Below are 16,016 nucleotides of genomic sequence, written 5' to 3' on the forward strand. Positions count from 1 at the left end.
CACCATCCTGACCCTGCCCCCACGACCAGAACGGTACCTGATCCGGCCCCCGTGTGAGCAGACCTGAAGTATGGCTTTGGGGCGTATCAGACGGATTGGAGGTGTGAGCAGGTATCCAGACAATGGTCTGACCCCAAGCGCGTCAGGATATTGTTCGCGATGGATGCCTGGCTGGCGGGGGAGAGGACGGGGCTGTATCCGCCGAAGTTTGCGCTTGCCGCCCTGGCCCCCGGCATGTGCCGGCGCGCGCGGAAGAGTGGCGCGTCCAATTCCGGGATGACAGGAGAAAGTGTGTTGCATTGGCCTGATATTGCCCTGTCTTGGATCACACGCAGATAAAAAACTCAGGCAGTTTCCGCGATGTCATGCAGGAATTACAGCAGGGTGCGACCCATTTACCCCTTATCGCGTATAGACATTGTGCAATTGCGAAAAAGGCGTGATCGGTAAGGTATGACTTCAGATAAAGAGCCCCATCAGGAAACCCTGGACCCGGCAGACTGGGAGGCTTTCTCCACCCGTCTGCACAGCATGCTGGACGCCGCTATCGGCAAGATGCGCACTGCCAGCGAAGGCCGCGTCTGGACCGAGCCACCGGAAGACCTGCGCACAAAATTCAGCCTGGACGGCGCCGCACACAGCCCGGACGAGGTGGACAGCACGCTGCGCTATCTATTGCCCTATGGCGCGGGAAATACGCATCCGCGCTTCCTCGGCTGGGTCCATGGATCAGGCACGCCTGCCAATCTGGCCGCAGATATGGCCGCCGCGGCGATGAACGCCAATACAGGCGGGCGCAATCATGGCGCCATTCAGGTGGAACGCGAGGTGATAGACTGGTGCCGCCGCCTCTATTCCTTTCCGGAGACCACCAGCGGCCTGATCGTTTCCGGCACGTCCATGGCGACCATTATCGGCCTGAAAGTGGCGCGTGACAGCCAGCTTGAGTTCGAAAGCCGCAAAAGCGGTGTATGCGGACAGAAGCTTGTCGGCTACACTTCCAGCGAAGCCCATGCCTGCATCGCACGCGCCTTTGACATGCTGGGCCTCGGCTCAGACGCCTTGCGACGCATCCCGGTTACGCCAGACCATATCATGGACGTGTCTGCCCTGAAGGAAATGATCGCGAAAGACCGCGCCGATGGCTGTACGCCTTTCATGATCGCCGGAACCTGTGGATCCGTGAATGCTGGCACGATCGACGATCTTGATACGTTGGCAGATATTTCGGATACGGAGGATTTGTGGTTTCACGTTGACGGCGCATTTGGCGCGCTCGGCATTTTGAGCGACCGCCTGCGCCCACGCCTGAAGGGGTTGGAGCGCGCAGACTCTCTGGCCTTCGATTTCCATAAATGGCTGCATGTGAATTACGATGCTGGCTGTATACTCGTTCGTGATGGCGAAGCGCACCTGCGCAGCTTTTCCGACAGGCCGGATTACCTGAAATCCAGTGAGCGCGGTCTGGCCGCCGGAAGCCCCTGGCCCGTCGAGTTTGGCCCCGAACTGTCACGCGGCTTTCGCGCGCTGAAAGTGTGGGCGCATATTGCCGAACATGGCGAGGAAAAGCTCGGCCGTCTCATCACGCGTAATTGCGAGCAGGCCGCCTATCTGGGCGAACTGGTTCAGGCTGCGCCGGATTTGGAGCTGCTGCTGCCTGTCTCAATGCAGATCTGCTGTTTCCGCTATGTACGTGACGGTCTCAGCGATGAGGCGCTGAACAAATTGAACGAGGATATCGTCATCCAGTTGCAGCTGCAGGGCGTTGCAGCCCCCTCCACCACACGGATCAGCGGGCGCCTGGCCATTCGCGTGAACATTACCAACCATCGTACGCGGTTTTCAGATCTTGATCTGCTGGTGCGCGAAATCGAGCGGATTGCTGCCGATTTGACGTCTGACTGAAGCTTTATTTGAACCTTGGCCCCAGCGCCCCTACCTATGGGCCATGACAGTTGTAATCGAAATGGTATCGGACCTCGTTTGCCCCTGGTGTTGGCTGGGCAAACGCAGGATTGAAGGCGCAATGGCCCTGACCCCGGATGTCGACGTTCAGTTGATCTTCCGCCCCTATGAGCTGGACCCTTCGGTCCCGGCGGGCGGTGTCGACTACAAGGAATACATGCGGGAGAAGTTTGGCTCTGATGAGGGCAAGGACCGCGCCAGTGCGATGCGCCAAGCCCTGATCGATTATGGCCAGGAGGAAGGCATCCCCTACCAGTTCGACAAGATTACGCGCCGTCCCAACAGTTTTGACGCCCACCGCCTCGTGCGCTGGGCACAGGGCCAGGAGCAAGGCTCAGCCGCCAAGGAAGCGCTGTTCAAGGCCTTCTTCCATGATGGCCGCGACATTGGCGACCATGAGGTTCTGGTGGACATTGCCGGCCAGATTGCCCTCGACCAGAAAATTGTCGCCGACCTGCTGGCAAGCGATGCGGATGTCGAAAATGTGCGCAATGAAGCCAATCTGTTCCGGCAGATGGGCGTGACCGGCGTGCCAACCTATATCGCCAACCGCCAGTTCGCGGCCCAAGGCGCCGAAACGTCGGAAAAGCTGGCCAAGTTCATACGCCACGCCGCCACGCACGAACCGGAAGAACGCCCCGCGGGCTAAGCCCATTTGGCAAAAGAGCAAATAAAAACGCCGCCCCTGTCCGGAGCGGCGTTTTTTATGTCTGGTATCGTGCGGGTCTTAGTGAACCAGAGCGGCCTTCAGGCTTTCGAGATAGTCGAAATGTTCCTGCAGGGCGATGCGCGCGGAATCATCCTTGTCGAGGGACTGGATCTTCAGCAGCGTAGCGTCGATCTCTTCCTGAACGCTGGCCGCGGTCACGTCTTCAAGAAGGCGCGCTTCCTCAGCGAGGATGGTGAGGCCTTCGGACGTGACGTCCGCAAAACCGCCGCGCACGAAAATGCGCATCTTGGTGGTGCCATTCTCAAGCACGCGGACAACGCCGTTCTTGAGCGTGGTCATGAAGGGCGCATGGTTGACCAGCACACCGAACTCACCCTCAGAGCCGGGCGCGATCACATGGTCCACCTCGCCGGAGAAAACCTCCTTGGCGGGGGAAACGAGTGAGAAGTGGAGTTTGTCGGCCATACTCTCTTGATCCTTGGTTTTCACTCAGGACGCTCCAGCGAAAGGATTGTCCAGTGATGACCGCCCCCGCCCGGCAGGTCTGCCTGAGCGGGAACGGAAAATGGGGTGACTTAGGCGTCAGCCAGCATCTTTTCGGCTTTGGCTTTCGCCTCTTCCATGTTGCCGACCATGTAGAAGGCCTGCTCCGGAAGGTGATCGAACTCACCCGCGATGAGGCCTTTGAAGCCAGCAATCGTGTCTTCCAGTTTCACCTGGACACCCGGGGAACCGGTGAAGACTTCAGCCACGTCGAACGGCTGGGACAGGAAGCGCTCAACCTTACGGGCACGGGCCACGGCCAGTTTGTCTTCCTCGGACAGTTCGTCCATGCCGAGAATGGCGATGATGTCCTGCAGTTCCTTGTAGCGCTGGAGGATCTCCTGCACGCCACGCGCAACATTGTAGTGATCTTCGCCGACGATCATCGGGTCAAGAATACGGCTGGTGGAGTCCAGCGGGTCCACGGCCGGATAGATGCCCTTCTCGGCGATGGCACGGTTGAGAACCGTCGTCGCATCAAGGTGGGCAAAGGATGTGGCAGGCGCCGGGTCCGTAAGGTCATCAGCCGGAACGTAAACGGCCTGAACCGAGGTGATGGAGCCCTTGGTCGTGGAGGTAATACGCTCCTGCAGGCCACCCATGTCGGTTGCCAGCGTCGGCTGGTAGCCCACAGCGGACGGGATACGACCGAGAAGTGCGGACACCTCGGCACCGGCCTGCGTGAAGCGGAAGATGTTGTCCACGAAGAACAGAACGTCTTTGCCTTCTTCGTCGCGGAAGTATTCAGCCTGAGCCAGACCGGTCAGAGCCACACGTGCACGGGCACCCGGAGGCTCGTTCATCTGACCGTAGACCAGAGCAATACGGCTCTCGCCTTCCAGGTCGATAACCTTGGATTCGATCATCTCGTGGTAAAGGTCGTTCCCTTCACGGGTACGCTCACCCACACCAGCGAACACGGAGTAACCACCGAACAGTTTCGCGATGTTGTTGATCAGCTCCATGATCAGAACCGTTTTGCCCACACCGGCACCGCCGAACAGGCCGATCTTGCCGCCCTTCACATAGGGGCAGAGCAGGTCAACAACCTTGATGCCCGTGACAAGCACTTCGGACTCGGTCGACTGGTCAACGAATTCCGGCGCTTCAGCGTGGATCGGGCGACGCATTTCGGTATCCACCGGGCCACGCTCGTCGATCGGCTCGCCGATGACGTTCATGATGCGGCCGAGCGTTGCCGGACCAACCGGAACGGTGATCGGGCTGCCGGTATCGGCCACGCCCTGACCACGCACCAGACCCTCAGTGGAGTCCATGGCGATGGTGCGGACAGTGTTCTCACCCAGGTGCTGGGCAACTTCCAGCAGCAGGCGGTTGCCGTTATTATCTGTTTCGAGCGCGTTCAGGATGGCGGGCAGTTCGCCGTCGAACTCGACGTCGACAACAGCACCGATGACCTGAGACACGCGGCCTTTGGCGTTTGCGGGAGTGCTCATGCGGGTCGTCTCCTTTGGAGCGGGTATAAGGATACAGTCTGGGCCATGCTAGAGTGCCTCGGCCCCGGAGATGATCTCGATCAGCTCCTTGGTGATCTGCGCCTGGCGGGCGCGGTTATATTGCAGCGACAGCGAGTCGATCATTTCGCCAGCATTGTTTGTGGCGTTGTCCATCGCGGTCATGCGGCTGGCCTGTTCACCAGCAGCACTTTCCAGCAATGCGGACAGGATCTGCGTGTTGATGTAACGCGGCAGCAGGGTTTCGAGGATGCCCTCTTCAGACGGCTCGTAGATATAGAGCGCGTTGCCGAGTTTGGCCTCTTCAGCTTCCGCCGGCATGGAAGCCGGAATCAGCTGCTGTGCCGTCGGCACCTGGCTGAGAACGTTCTTAAACTGGGAGTAGATGAGCGTCGCAACATCAAACTCACCGGCATCGAAATCGCTGGTCAGCTTCTTGCCGAGGCTGATGGCAGACTCAGAGAAGTCTCCACCTTTCACACCGGACAGATCAATATGGCCAACAAACATGTCGCCATATTCGCGGGACAGCTGTTCGCGGCCCTTCTTGCCGACCGTGAGGATCTTCACGGTTTTGCCTTCGGCGCGGAGTTCACCAATCTTCTGCTTGGCCAGCTTCACCACATAGGTGTTGAAGCCACCGGCCAGACCACGCTCTGCCGTCAGAACGACGATCAGGTGTGTATCTTCCGACCCGGTGCCGGTCAGCAGTTTCGGGCCGCCTGCACCGGCAGACGCAGACAGGTTTGCGAGAACCGATGCCATACGCTCAGCATAGGGCCGCGAAGCTGTCGCGGCTTCTTGTGCGCGCTTCAGCTTTGCCGCGGCCACCATCTGCATGGCCTTGGTGATCTTCCGCGTGGATTTCACGCTGGAGATCCGGTTCTTGAGGTCCTTCAAGCTGGGCATGTCAGGCCTTCGTTCTTCGTTCTCGGTCTACGGGCGATCAGGCGAATTTCGACGTGAAATCGTCGAGCGTTGTCTTGATCTCGGCTTCGATGTCGTCCGTCAGAGCTTTCTCGTCGCGGATTTTCTTCAGAAGGTCAGCCTTGGCGCCACGGATGTGAGCCAGCAGCTCTTTCTCGTAACGGGTGACATCCTTCAGTTCGACCTTGTCGAGGTAGCCACGCGTACCGGCGTAGATCACGACGACCTGCTCTTCCATCAGCAGCGGCGAGTATTGCGGCTGTTTCAGGAGTTCCGTCAGGCGGGCACCACGGTTCAGCAGGCGCTGGGTTGCGGCGTCGAGGTCGGAACCGAATTTCGCAAAGGCTGCCATCTCACGATACTGGGCGAGTTCGCCCTTCATGGAACCGGCGACCTTTTTCATGGCCTTCGTCTGAGCTGCAGAGCCCACACGGGACACGGACAGACCGACGTTCACGGCCGGGCGGATACCCTGATAGAAGAGGTCCGTCTCTAGGAAGATCTGACCGTCGGTGATGGAGATCACGTTGGTCGGAATGTAGGCAGACACGTCGTTAGCCTGGGTCTCAATGATCGGCAGCGCCGTCAGGGAGCCAGCACCGGCAGCGTCGCCCATTTTGGCGGCGCGCTCCAGCAGACGGCTGTGCAGGTAGAACACGTCACCCGGATAGGCTTCGCGGCCCGGCGGACGACGCAGCAGCAGGGACATCTGGCGATACGCCACAGCCTGCTTGGAAAGGTCATCATAGATGATCAGGGCGTGCTGGCCGTTGTCACGGAACCACTCACCCATGGCGCAACCGGTGAATGGTGCGAGGTATTGCATTGGAGCCGGCTCAGATGCCGTAGCAGCCACAACGATCGTGTAGTCCAGGGCGCCGCGCTCTTCGAGCGTCTTGACGACCTGCGCCACCGTGGAGCGCTTCTGGCCGATTGCAACGTAGACGCAGAACAGCTTCTCGCTGTCATCCTTGGCAGCGTCATTGGTCGCTTTCTGGTTCAGGATGGCGTCAACGCAGACGGCCGTCTTGCCGGTCTGGCGGTCACCAATGACCAGCTCGCGCTGACCACGGCCGACCGGGATCATGCCGTCGATGGCCTTGATACCCGTCATCATCGGCTCATGCACGGATTTACGCGGGATGATGCCTGGCGCTTTCACGTCCACACGGGCACGCTCAGCAATATCCGTGATCGGGCCTTTGCCGTCGATCGGCTCACCCAGTGCGTTCACGACGCGGCCCAGCAGGCCCTTGCCGACCGGAGCCGACACAATCTCGTCGAGGCGCTTGACGGTGTCGCCTTCTTTAATGCTGCGGTCATCACCGAAGATAACGACACCCACGTTGTCGCTCTCCAGGTTCAGGGCCATGCCCTTAATGCCGCCATCGAATTCGACCATTTCGCCAGCCTGAACGCTGTCGAGGCCGTAGATACGGGCGATACCATCGCCGACTGACAGAACCTGGCCGACATCGGACACTTCGGCTTCAGCGCCAAAGCTTTCGATTTGCGACTTCAGGATGCCCGAAATTTCTGCTGCTGAGATATCCATCGAGCTACTCATGCTCCCTTCATGGCGGTGTTCATGCGATCCAGTTTGGCGGCGAGGCTGGCGTCAACGAGTTGAGAGCCGATGCGCAGCTGTATGCCACCGATCAACGAGGGGTCTACCTCGCTGGAAAGTTCCACCTCGCCGCCTACGGCCTTGGCGAGGATTGATTCGATACGCTGACGCTCGGCGCCAGACATTTCCTTGGCAGTGCGAACAACTGCGCGCTTCACGCCGCGCTGCTTCGCATACAATTCGTCAAAGGCGTGCTGTGCGTCGACGATATCACGCGCACGGCCATTTTGGGCCATCGTGCCGATAAATTTCGCCAGCAGGTCCGTCATGCCAGCTTTCTTTACCACTTCAGCCAGAGCCTTCACCTTCTCTTCACGAGAGAAAGCCGGAGACTCCAGAAGACGGGTCAGGTCCTCGGACTCCTCAGCCATGGCGACGAACGCCTTGTAATCATTGTGGACATCGGCAATCGCGCCTTTGTCCTGAGCGAGTTCGAAGAGGGCGCTGGCATAGCGCCGGGCAGCTTCACTCGCGTGTGTCACTTTATTTGCAGCCAAGGTTCGGTCGTCCATGGTTGAATCGGGCGGGATTAGCCCAGAAAATACAGCGCAGGGCTGCGCACACGCTGTGCGCGCCCACAAAAACTTTGCGCCGCTTAGCATCAGTCTTTCAGCCTGACAACATCGCCAAAGCGCCATTGCCTGCGGCGAACTGGCATTCCCCTACGGCGTTAGCGCCTACAGGAAAGAGTAAGGGTCGATATCCACAGACATGCGCACCGGATTCGGCAGCTTCAGACGGGCAGTCCAGACGGCCATATAGGCCGAAAGATCAACATTTCTGGGAGCTTTGACGAGGAATCGCCTCCTGTGACGCCCTCGCAGGACGGTAATAGGCGCTGGAGCCGGACCGAAGACCTCGATTCCCTCCCCATTCGGCGCCTGGGAGATCACGTCCTGCGCCACCTGATCCACCATTTCGGCTGAGGGGGCAGAGAGAATCATTGCGGCGAGCCGACCGAAGGGCGGCAGGCCCAGTTCAGCCCGCACATCCCGCTCGATCTGAAGGAAGCCGTCGCGATTATTGTCTGCCAGCGCCAGCATGGCCGGATTGTCGGGCGCATAGGTCTGCACCAGCGCCCGGCCCGGTCTTTCGGCGCGCCCGGCCCGGCCCGCCACCTGGCTCAGCAATTGGTAGGTCCGCTCGCCTGCGCGCAGATCTCCGCCCTTCATGCCGCTATCGGCGTCGACAACGCCCACAAGCGTCAGGTTCGGGAAGTTGTGGCCCTTGGCGACAATCTGCGTGCCGATCAGGACATCAATCTCGCCCTGCTCCATCCGGTCCACAATTCCGCGCGTCGCCTCACCGCCCTGCGCCGTATCGGAGGAGAAAATCTCGATCCGCGCCTCTGGCATCAGAACGCGCACTTCTTCCGCCACGCGCTCCACGCCTGGCCCGACCCCCATAAGGGAATCCGCCGCCCCGCAATGCGGGCAGGTCTTGGGCTTGGGGATGGAATAGCCGGTGACATGGCAGACAAGGCGACCCGTATAGCGGTGCTCGGTCAGCCAGTTCTCTGTGCCGGGCGTCTTCAGGCGCTCGCCGCAGCTCTTGCAGATCACGAGAGGCGCATAGCCGCGACGGTTCAGGAACAGGAGCGTCTGCTCGCCTGCCTCTAACGTCTCCTGCATGGCCTGAATCAGGTGCGGCGACAGCCAGTGATTCCGTTCCGGCGGTGCGCGGCGCAAATCCACCAGTTCCACATCCGGCAAGCGCGACGCGCCAGGGCGCGCTGCCAGCTGTAGCCGTGTGTAGCGGCCGAGTTCCGCATTCACCATGGTTTCCAGCGCGGGCGTCGCGGAGGCCAGCACGACGACGGCCTCTTCCAGCTTTGCCCGCATCACCGCCATATCACGCGCATGATAGGTAACGCCGTCTTCCTGCTTGTAACTGCCATCATGCTCCTCATCGATAATGATAAGCTTCAGGCGACGATACGGAAGGAACAGGGCGGAGCGCGCGCCGATTACGATTCGCGCGCGGCCATGCACGACCTCCCGCCAGGTGCGGCGGCGATCCTTGTCAGAAAGGCCTGAATGCCAGGGCGCAGGGGCCGCACCGAATCGCGCCTCAAACCGGGACAGGATCGCCTGCGTCAGCGCGATCTCCGGCAGCAGGACCAGGATCTGCGCTTCAGGATCGCGCCGCAGCGCCTCTGCGATAGCCTCAAAATAGACTTCCGTCTTGCCGGAGCCGGTGACGCCATCAATCAGGAATGTATGAAACCCGCCAGACGCGACAGCGGCCGTCAGTTCTTCGGCGGCCTCAGCCTGCTCGACCGTCAGCACGGCGCCGGGAAGATCAGGGGATGGCTCCGCATAGGGCAGGTCTGTCTCCACGACTTCCGCCCTCAGCGCGCCCGTCTCTGCAAGTCCCTTTACCACACCTGAAGAGACCTCTGCGGCGGCGGCAAGGGCTGTCGCTGTTTGCGGGCCAAGTTCCTCGGCGGCGGCCAGAAGGCGGCTGCGCGCCTCAGTCAGCCGGGATGGCTCCTGCCCGGTCAGATGGTAAACCGTCTCGGTGGGGGATGGCCCAAGCCCAGCCCGCGCGCGAAGCACCATGCCCAGCACATGCCCTGGATGCGAGACCGTGTACTTCGCCGCCCACAGGATGAAATCCCGCATCGAGCGCGACATGGGCGGCGCATCATAGACATGCACCACGTCTTTCAGCTTGCGCCCCTCACCCGCACTGTCCGGCAAAATCTCCAGCACGATGCCGAGACGTTCATATTTCCCAAGCGGCGCCGTAACATAGGCGCCTTCAGGCACGGCCAGCCCTTCCGGGATGGCATAATCAAACGGCTCCGGCAGGGGTAAGGGAAAGAGAATCCGCGCGACAGGCATACCCGACTCCTAGCCCCCGTATCGCGCCGCGTCATCCCGCCTTGCGCTGCCCTGCCCTAGCGACACCGCTTGCAAGGTTCTGCGCCGGGCCCTACCCCTTGGATGATGTCAAACGATCTGATTACCGGCTACGAGCCCATGACCTCCATTGAGGCCATTACGGCAGGCCTTGAATCGGTGGGGTATATCTCCACCCGCCCGATTTCCACGTCTGTCTTCCTGGCCCATGGCCTGCGCAAGCCTATCCTGATTGAGGGCCCTGCGGGGGTCGGCAAAACGGATCTGGCGGCCTCTCTGTCACGCTGGCTGGATGTGCCGCTGCTGCGCCTGCAATGCTATGAAGGCCTCGATGAGGGCAAAGCGCTGTATGAATGGAAGTATGGCAAGCAATTGCTCTACACCCAGATCCTGAAAGAGAAGCTGAACGATGTGATCGGCGACGCGCAGACGCTGGAGGCTTCCCTCAGCGAGTTGGGTACATTCGAAGACTTGTTCTTCTCTGAGCAATTCCTGGAAGCCCGCCCCCTGCTGACCGCCATGCGCCAGTCTGCCGGCAGTGTGCTGCTGGTCGACGAGATCGATAAATCCGATGAGGAATTCGAGGCCTTCCTGCTGGAAGTCCTGTCTGATTATCAAGTAACTGTTCCAGAAATCGGCACCATTCGGGCGAATGTGCCGCCGATTGTTATTCTGACCTCGAACAATGTACGTGAACTGGGCGACGCCCTGAAGCGCCGCTGCCTGCACCTGCATATCGGCTTTCCGGACCACAAGCGCGAGCAACGCATTGTTCAGGCGCGCGTGGAAGGCATCTCCGAAACCCTTCTGGACCAAATGGTCGGCTTCGTTCAGTCCATCCGTGAACTGGATATCAAGAAGCGCCCATCCATTGCAGAGACTGTGGACTGGGCAAAGACCCTGCTACTGTTGCACGCGAACACTCTGGATGAGACCTTTGTGCGCGACACGCTGAATGTGCTGCTGAAGCATGAGAGCGATATTGCGGCAGTCACCACGGATATCCCTAAACTTGTAAGGCAGGCCGTAAGCGGACAATCAGCTTCCGGGCGCCCGTCATCATACTGAGGCCGGCATGGACCGGCAGATCACCAGCTTCATTCGCGCGCTGCGGTCATCTGATGTCCGTGTCTCAACGGGCGAAGCCCTGGACGCCGTTCGAGCGGTTGCCATGGTGGGGTACGCCGACCGCGCGCTATTGAAGGATACGCTTGGCTGCGTTCTGGCGAAGTCTCCAGATGAGAAGGTGACGTTCGACGAATTGTTCGATGTCTACTTCTCTCGCAAGGATACGACTACTGAAAGTGCCGGCGCCTCCGAACAGAGCCAAGAGGAAAGTTCAGGAGCCACCGCCAAGAACACACCGCAGAATCTCGTCGAACTGATGGAATCCGGTGATGAGACAGCCATTGCGACGGCAATTGAGAAGGCCGCCAGCGCCGCAGAGGTAGACGATATCCGCTTCTCTACGCAGGTCGCCTATTATGCGCAGCAGATGGTGAAACAGATGGGCGGCGAATCCCTGCAGGCACGCCTGCTGGACGCCCTATCTCAGCATACGGATGAGGGCGAAGCCGAGGCCGAACGTCTGATCGAGATGCGCCGCGACCTGACCATGCGCGCAAGAGAGCGTACTCAAAGGGCTTTTGACGTTTTCGGAAAAGGCGAAACCCGCCAGTTCCGCGAAGACTATGCCGCCAGCAAGCGCCTCTCGGCGCTGGACCGGTCAGACATGGAGCGCATGAAAGTCCTTGTCGCCAAGATCGCCAAGCGGCTTGCTGTAAAGCACTCCCGTCGGCGCAAGAAAAAGTCTCGCGGGCAACTTGATGTACGTCGCACCATGCGGGCCAATGCCGGGATGGACGGCGTGCCCTTCAATGTCATCTGGCGGCAAAAGAAACGAGAGCGTCCGAAGATCGTCGTTGTCTGCGACGTGTCCGGATCGGTTGCCCAATATGTCCGCTTCCTGTTGCTGCTGCTCTGGTCGATGAAAGATGTGGTTCCAGACCTGCACGCCTTTGCCTTTTCGGGTCGACTGTATGATGTGGACGAGTATCTTGAAGACAAGCCTTTTGAGGAAGCGATGGCAGAGATCATGCGCGTCGCAGGGCTCGGCTCCACCAGCTACGGACAGGCCTGGTCTGACCTGAAAGTGGACCATGAACAGCTGATTGACCGCCGTACCACACTCATGGTGATGGGCGATGGGCGCTCCAATTATGGTGATCCGCGAACGGACCTATTCCGGGACTTTGCCAGCCGGGCCAAACGCACAATCTGGCTGAACCCGGAAGGCCCTGGCCTGTGGGGCACCGGAGACAGTGAGATTTTACGATACCGCCCCTATTGCAACCAGATGAGCCATGTCGCGACGCTGAAAGATTTGGAACGCGCCGTAGACGATGTGCTGAGCGCGTATAACTGATCGGACTGTCTTTGAAAGTTTCAGGCATAAAAAAAACCCCGGCGCTGAGCCGGGGTTTTTCAAATACTTGTTGATAAAGCCTTAGGTGGCCTGAGCTTTACACTCCGGCGTTGCCTCAAACTTCTCTTGAGCCGCTTTCAAGCGCTCAGGAACCGTTTTGCAGTTCTCCGGCACATTGTCTTCACCCAGAACAGCGAGGCGTTTACAGATCTTTGCTTCGTTCTCGACGTTGAGATAGGCAGCCTGCACCTCAAAGCAAACCAGAGCGGATGCAGTAGCTTCTTCGGAGTTCATGAACTGAATCCAGCTGCGCCCGGCACGGTTGCCAGCATTGCCGAAGGCTTCACGAGCACCAGAACGATCACCGCGCTCATAACGGGACTGGCCGATCATGACCCAGGCTGTGCCACGGTCTTTCAAGCCGCCCATTTGCAGGGCTTTCTGGAGGGCGTTTTCTGTTTCTTCCCACTCCTGAAGGTCAGCGTAGGAGCGGCCGAGACGCTCATACATTGCGCCGCCGCCGCCAGCATCAGCAGCCTGACGGATAACCGGGATGGCTTTCTCGTGCTCACGAGCAACCTGATACAGGTTTGCCAGAAGCTCCAGATGGTCGAGGTTCTTGCTGACACGACCAGCATTCATCTCTTTTTCCAGAATCTGGGCAGCGTGATAAGGCGCATTGAAGCGGTTGTAGAAGTTCACCACGCGCATGATTTCGTCTTCCTTGGTCAGCAGACCAGCAAGATACATGGCTTTCTGAACTTCAAACGCTTTGCGCTCTTCGTTTGCAGCATAGTAGTTGCCGGCAATCGCGTCCCAATACTTACGCTCGGTGGGGTTACGGACGAGAACTTCCTCAAGAATGGAGGCTAGCTTCGCTTTGTCATCCACCTGGTTGTAGAGGTAAATCAGCAGGTCATAGACTTCCTGCTTGTAATTCTTGCTGCCGTCGTCGCTCTTGACTTCTTCAGCCCACTTGATGGCCGTCTTGAAATCATCGACGCGCTGATACAGCACGGCCAACTGCCACTTCTGCTGACGGTCAGGCTTTCCACCGGCCTGCTGCCACTTCTTCATATACTCAAGCGCCTTGTCGACGTTTTCGTCCTGAAGATAGATCTGGGCGATGTTATAATAGGTTCCGGCAGCATCCTTTTGCGGGATGTAGCCTTTTTCCAGAGCGGTGAGCAGGTCGCGCACAGCGGCTTGGCGATCACCACGCTCAATGTTGATGTAAGCGGACAGCTTGAGGACAGCGCCCTCTTCGTAGCAGTTCAACTCCATCGATTTAAGCTGGCTCATCGCCTGAGCAGCACCGGCGAAGTTCTTTTCTGTCATCGCGGCTTGTTCAGCCTTCAGGTAAATTTCACCTGTTTTTGACGAGAATTGAGTTTCTTCACACGCTTGCGCTGCTGCAGCACCAGCACCGAAGGCGACCATCATGCCGGCAAAGACGGCACCTTTGAGGGTTGCTTTAAATCCCATATTTCCTCTCCTGTCCGCAGGATCCGCGGGGTTCAGCTCTTTCAACCGGAATTGACCGGCAGGATCAAGGACTTCCGCGCGCTTTATCACGCTTTTTATGCGCGCGCGTCTGCCATGTACAAATCTGTAGCGTTTCATGGTGAATATGGGTCCATGCAGCCTTCGGCGTCAACGCTGTACTACAGAGTTTTCATTATTATCGCCTCGAATCGAAGCGAAACGCCAAAGGGTAAACCGCCCCATACGACTCAACCGCGTGACCGTTCACAATTTGCGGAAGAAACTCTGCCCTTTCCACGGCTCTCCGGGCCTCCGATTCGAAGATGGAATGCGTGCAGCTTGCCTTCACGTTGAAAGGCGTTCCACGCGGAGTGATATCAAACCGCACATCGCAATCTCCCTCCAATCCTCGCGTTGCCGCAGAGGACGGATAGGTTGGCATGGGCGGCCGGACAGGCGTCGCAATGCGGTCCCCTATGGGCTGCGGGCCTGTCAGGATGGGCGTGATATGGTCAATCGGAAGGCCTTGCGGCGCGTTTCCCACCAGAACGATTGGCGGCATGGAGACCCCCTTGGGCGCTGCACTGACCTGAGGCGGGGGCGGCGGTGTCGCAGCCTCCGGGATCGCCGGAAATTCATGCTTGCTCATTACCTCTGACGGCTCCTCATGTGAGTAGACTATACTTTCAAGGATGCGCGTTTCAGCAGGGGCCAGTTTAACCTCTTTGACCTGGATCAGCCCCGTCATGATGCCAAACAGGCCCGCCGTGACCACGGCCGCCGGCAATGTAGAGACCAGCAAGCGCTGCCGACCATTCAGCAGCCATGAGGGCCGCGCCGCAGAAAAGTCGCTCAGCGTGTGAGGTATCGTTGTTGTTGTCATGCCGTATCCTCCCTATTTTATAGTAACATTATTACATAACCGTTACCCAACGTAAAGACCTTTCCCTTTCGGGACTAAAGCTCATTCGCCTTTCCAGAAAAACCATTTAAAAACAAAGAAAAAGGGCGTCCCAAAAGGACGCCCTTTTCTAAGTCTGGAATTCATTTTGCCCTTAGTTGGACAGTTTGAATTCCAGCGGATAGACCACGTTGCGACGCTCGGCGGCCTTACCCCGAATGATTTTCGGCGCAAATTCCACCCGGCCAACTGCGCGCTCAGCTTCACGTTTGAACACGTTGTCTGAGCAATTCGCGCTGATGTTGTACGGCTTACCGCGCGTATCCACATCGAAGCGAACCTCACAGGTGCCCTCAATGCCGCGCTCAGCCGCACGTTGCGGATAAGATGGCATTGGCGGACGGATCGGCTGGGCATCACGGTCTGAGATAGCAACCGGATCAATCGCCAGAGAGTCCATGCGGCCAAGGTTCAGATCGGTCGGCGCGGCACCCTCAATTCTAGGTGTCGGCAGATTGATCTGCGACTTGGTAGCAGACACTTTCGGCGGTGGCGGCGGCTTCTGGGCCGAGTCGATACGCTTCGGCTTGGACCGCTGGCGCACCCGCATCTCCGCGTCTTGCTTCTGTGGCGTGATCGCCGTCAACACGCGCTGTTCGCTCTGGTCCAGTTTGACTTCCTTAACGCTGATGAGCGCGCTCATCAGGATGAAAAGGAGGTAAACAATCGGAATAGCAATTCCGAGGGCGACCAGTAGACGAAGGAAAGGATTGTTGAACATAGCGGTCTCCTAATCTCTCTTCGCCGAAATATCGATCACAGTCGCGCCATCGATCTTGTTGATGGCCTCCATGAGATCAACCAGGACTTCGGCTTCAGAGTCGACATCTGCCTGTACAACAATCTTACCACGCGGATTGTCTTCACGCATCTGTTTCAGCGTGAAAGACACTTCGTCGGGATCTACGACCTTTTTGTCGATGTAGATCTCGCTCTCCGAGTTGATGGCGACCAGGATAGCCAGAGGCTTGGCCTGAGCCTTGTTGTCCACTTCCGGACGGATGATCGGAACACCAGGTTCCTTGATGAACTGAGCCGTCACAATGAAGAAGATCAGCAGGATGAAGACCACGT

General features: G+C 58.7%; 14 protein-coding genes. 4 read left to right on the plus strand and 10 right to left on the minus strand.

Annotated features, from left to right (window positions below; translation table 11 throughout):
- The first annotated feature begins 453 nt into the window (after nt 1-453).
- Both HY29_RS06230 and HY29_RS06235 read left to right on the plus strand, forming a co-directional pair.
- Complete coding sequence (locus HY29_RS06230; RefSeq protein WP_034794207.1) at nt 454-1,905, plus strand: pyridoxal phosphate-dependent decarboxylase family protein; 1,452 nt, start codon at nt 454-456, stop codon at nt 1,903-1,905.
- A 43-nt stretch (nt 1,906-1,948) separates the two neighbouring features.
- Nucleotides 1,949-2,614 (plus strand): DsbA family oxidoreductase, encoded by a 666-nt coding sequence (locus HY29_RS06235; RefSeq protein ID WP_034794211.1) that lies wholly within the window; start codon nt 1,949-1,951, stop codon nt 2,612-2,614.
- Between the two features lie 78 nt (nt 2,615-2,692).
- Here HY29_RS06235 and HY29_RS06240 read toward each other — a convergent pair whose 3' ends face one another.
- From HY29_RS06240 to HY29_RS06265, 6 genes are all read right to left on the minus strand, one after another.
- The gene (locus HY29_RS06240; RefSeq protein ID WP_034794214.1) at nt 2,693-3,100 is read right to left on the minus strand and encodes an ATP synthase F1 subunit epsilon; all 408 of its coding nucleotides are present in this window, start codon (nt 3,098-3,100) and stop codon (nt 2,693-2,695) included.
- A 110-nt stretch (nt 3,101-3,210) separates the two neighbouring features.
- Nucleotides 3,211-4,635 carry a F0F1 ATP synthase subunit beta gene (gene atpD, locus HY29_RS06245; protein ID WP_034794217.1) on the minus strand — a complete coding sequence of 475 codons (1,425 nt, stop codon included), beginning with the start codon at nt 4,633-4,635 and terminating at the stop codon, nt 3,211-3,213.
- 48 nt (nt 4,636-4,683) lie between these two features.
- Nucleotides 4,684-5,562 (minus strand): F0F1 ATP synthase subunit gamma, encoded by an 879-nt coding sequence (locus HY29_RS06250; RefSeq protein ID WP_034794220.1) that lies wholly within the window; start codon nt 5,560-5,562, stop codon nt 4,684-4,686.
- 37 nt (nt 5,563-5,599) lie between these two features.
- Nucleotides 5,600-7,135, minus strand: coding sequence for a F0F1 ATP synthase subunit alpha (atpA, locus tag HY29_RS06255; protein ID WP_034794222.1), 1,536 nt, complete (start codon nt 7,133-7,135; stop codon nt 5,600-5,602).
- A gap of 8 nt (nt 7,136-7,143) precedes the next feature.
- Entirely contained in the window at nt 7,144-7,704 is a 561-nt protein-coding gene (locus HY29_RS06260; RefSeq protein ID WP_241765147.1) for a F0F1 ATP synthase subunit delta, read from the minus strand.
- Between the two features lie 180 nt (nt 7,705-7,884).
- The gene (locus HY29_RS06265; protein ID WP_034794238.1) at nt 7,885-10,053 is read right to left on the minus strand and encodes a primosomal protein N'; all 2,169 of its coding nucleotides are present in this window, start codon (nt 10,051-10,053) and stop codon (nt 7,885-7,887) included.
- A 120-nt stretch (nt 10,054-10,173) separates the two neighbouring features.
- Here HY29_RS06265 and HY29_RS06270 point away from each other — a divergent pair, with 120 nt between their 5' ends.
- Complete coding sequence (locus HY29_RS06270) at nt 10,174-11,139, plus strand: AAA family ATPase (RefSeq protein WP_081811259.1); 966 nt, start codon at nt 10,174-10,176, stop codon at nt 11,137-11,139.
- 7 nt (nt 11,140-11,146) lie between these two features.
- Entirely contained in the window at nt 11,147-12,496 is a 1,350-nt protein-coding gene (locus HY29_RS06275; RefSeq protein ID WP_034794240.1) for a vWA domain-containing protein, read from the plus strand.
- Between the two features lie 81 nt (nt 12,497-12,577).
- On the opposite strand, the gene HY29_RS06280 is transcribed toward HY29_RS06275, so the two are convergent.
- From HY29_RS06280 to HY29_RS06295, 4 genes are all read right to left on the minus strand, one after another.
- Nucleotides 12,578-13,981 carry a tetratricopeptide repeat protein gene (locus tag HY29_RS06280; RefSeq protein ID WP_034794242.1) on the minus strand — a complete coding sequence of 468 codons (1,404 nt, stop codon included), beginning with the start codon at nt 13,979-13,981 and terminating at the stop codon, nt 12,578-12,580.
- A 196-nt stretch (nt 13,982-14,177) separates the two neighbouring features.
- Complete coding sequence (locus tag HY29_RS06285) at nt 14,178-14,864, minus strand: energy transducer TonB (protein WP_051601201.1); 687 nt, start codon at nt 14,862-14,864, stop codon at nt 14,178-14,180.
- A 172-nt stretch (nt 14,865-15,036) separates the two neighbouring features.
- On the minus strand, nt 15,037-15,663 hold the full coding sequence (locus HY29_RS06290; protein ID WP_034794245.1) for an energy transducer TonB: 627 nt from the start codon (nt 15,661-15,663) through the stop codon (nt 15,037-15,039).
- Nucleotides 15,664-15,672: 9 nt separating this feature from the next.
- On the minus strand, nt 15,673-16,016 hold a 344-nt coding region (locus tag HY29_RS06295; RefSeq protein ID WP_034794248.1), incomplete at its 5' end, for an ExbD/TolR family protein.

It is taken from the genome of Hyphomonas beringensis (genome assembly GCF_000682755.1).
Lineage (GTDB): Bacteria > Pseudomonadota > Alphaproteobacteria > Caulobacterales > Hyphomonadaceae > Hyphomonas > Hyphomonas beringensis.

Coding starts and splice junctions, on each gene's coding strand:
- HY29_RS06230 (WP_034794207.1), top strand. CDS start 454: ATGACTTCAGATAAAGAGCCCCATCAGGAAACCCTGGACCCGGCAGAC.
- HY29_RS06235 (WP_034794211.1), top strand. CDS start 1,949: ATGACAGTTGTAATCGAAATGGTATCGGACCTCGTTTGCCCCTGGTGT.
- HY29_RS06240 (WP_034794214.1), bottom strand. CDS start 3,100: ATGGCCGACAAACTCCACTTCTCACTCGTTTCCCCCGCCAAGGAGGTT.
- atpD (WP_034794217.1), bottom strand. CDS start 4,635: ATGAGCACTCCCGCAAACGCCAAAGGCCGCGTGTCTCAGGTCATCGGT.
- HY29_RS06250 (WP_034794220.1), bottom strand. CDS start 5,562: ATGCCCAGCTTGAAGGACCTCAAGAACCGGATCTCCAGCGTGAAATCC.
- atpA (WP_034794222.1), bottom strand. CDS start 7,135: ATGGATATCTCAGCAGCAGAAATTTCGGGCATCCTGAAGTCGCAAATC.
- HY29_RS06265 (WP_034794238.1), bottom strand. CDS start 10,053: ATGCCTGTCGCGCGGATTCTCTTTCCCTTACCCCTGCCGGAGCCGTTT.
- HY29_RS06275 (WP_034794240.1), top strand. CDS start 11,147: ATGGACCGGCAGATCACCAGCTTCATTCGCGCGCTGCGGTCATCTGAT.
- HY29_RS06280 (WP_034794242.1), bottom strand. CDS start 13,981: ATGGGATTTAAAGCAACCCTCAAAGGTGCCGTCTTTGCCGGCATGATG.
- HY29_RS06285 (WP_051601201.1), bottom strand. CDS start 14,864: ATGACAACAACAACGATACCTCACACGCTGAGCGACTTTTCTGCGGCG.
- HY29_RS06290 (WP_034794245.1), bottom strand. CDS start 15,663: ATGTTCAACAATCCTTTCCTTCGTCTACTGGTCGCCCTCGGAATTGCT.